The organism is Mesorhizobium sp. M5C.F.Ca.IN.020.29.1.1, from assembly GCF_003997375.1.
Lineage (GTDB): Bacteria > Pseudomonadota > Alphaproteobacteria > Rhizobiales > Rhizobiaceae > Mesorhizobium > Mesorhizobium wenxiniae.
In genome coordinates, this window is record NZ_RZSW01000996.1 from 1 (window position 1) to 1,161 (window position 1,161).

Below are 1,161 nucleotides of genomic sequence, written 5' to 3' on the forward strand. Positions count from 1 at the left end.
TTGTTGACAGAGGCCGCCATCGCTGCGAACATAAAGAGAACAAAGGCAATGGTACGTCAGGACGGACGCCACGACAAGGCGGTGGGCCGGGAGACAGCTCATGAATACGACCATAGCGCCGCTGGTGCCTGAACTTTGGGCTGATTTCGAAGATCTTTTCGGTAAGCAAGGCGCCTGCTACGGTTGCTGGTGCACACATTTTCGGCTGTCGCCGGCAGCGCGCCGCGCCAGCAACCGGGAGCGCAACAAGGACCACATCAAGGCGCGGATCGAGGCCGGGCCACCACCGGGCCTGCTGGCGTTCGAGGATGGCAAGGCGGTCGGCTGGATGCAAATCGGCCCGCGCGCCGACGTGCCCGAATGGAACAATAAGGGCAGGGGGTCGGCGCCGGTCGATCCTGCCGACGCCACGGATCCGGGCGTCTGGGCGATCTCCTGCTTCTTCATCCGCGTCAAGGCGCGCGGCAGGGGCGTGACGCACCGGCTGGTCGAAGGCGGCATCGAGTTTGCTCGCCAGAATGGCGCGCGGCTGGTCGAGGCGTGTCCGATCGACCTGTCGAAAGATTCGCGTTCGATCGGGCTGTTCGTCGGCTCGTCGCGGGTCTTCGAGAAAGCCGGCTTCGAGAGGCTGGTCGAGCGCAAGGCGGGCCGACCGCTGATGCGATTGGTGCTTTAATCAGTGTGCTGTGCGCGCCGCTGCCGCGGCGGTCGCTCGGCGGCGGCCAAATCTCGTAGCCGGCCTGCATAATCAGACGGTTGACATCCAGCAGGAATAAATCCGCCTGCGGCCCGTTCCTCCTCGGATTTTTCCTTGGAGGCTATCAATGTTTCATTTTTCCCAGACCACTCGCTCGATCCGGTTTGTCTGTCGGCCGGAAGATTATGGCGTCATCGCGCCGCCAGTAGCAGCCAAGACGGTTCTGCCGGACTGGTTCCGCAAATTGCCGGCAGTCGATTCGCAGCAAGCGTCGGCCACCAACAATGGTCTGACCGTCAAGCGCTGCATGCCGTTTCTCGATGCGATGACAACCGGCTGGATCCTGCCGCTCGCGGCGACCGTCCGCCTTGAGATCAAGGACGGCGGCCGCGTCGTGGATGCCGGCTGGGAGTTCGACAGGGTGATGGTGAGCAATCATGGCGCCCATCAGGTCGCCGGCAACC

Annotated in this window: 1 protein-coding gene and 1 pseudogene; both read left to right on the forward strand. The window is 63.3% G+C overall.

What is annotated here, in order from left to right:
* The first annotated feature begins 100 nt into the window (after nucleotides 1-100).
* Nucleotides 101-676 (forward strand): GNAT family N-acetyltransferase, encoded by a 576-nt coding sequence (locus EOA85_RS35725; RefSeq protein WP_095520506.1) that lies wholly within the window; start codon nucleotides 101-103, stop codon nucleotides 674-676.
* A 148-nt stretch (nucleotides 677-824) separates the two neighbouring features.
* Nucleotides 825-1,161, forward strand: a pseudogene (locus EOA85_RS35730) (hypothetical protein); the annotation flags it as partial.

Bases quoted from the DNA above. Each gene is read 5' to 3' on its own strand.
- EOA85_RS35725 (WP_095520506.1), top strand. From the start codon at position 101: ATGAATACGACCATAGCGCCGCTGGTGCCTGAACTTTGGGCTGATTTC.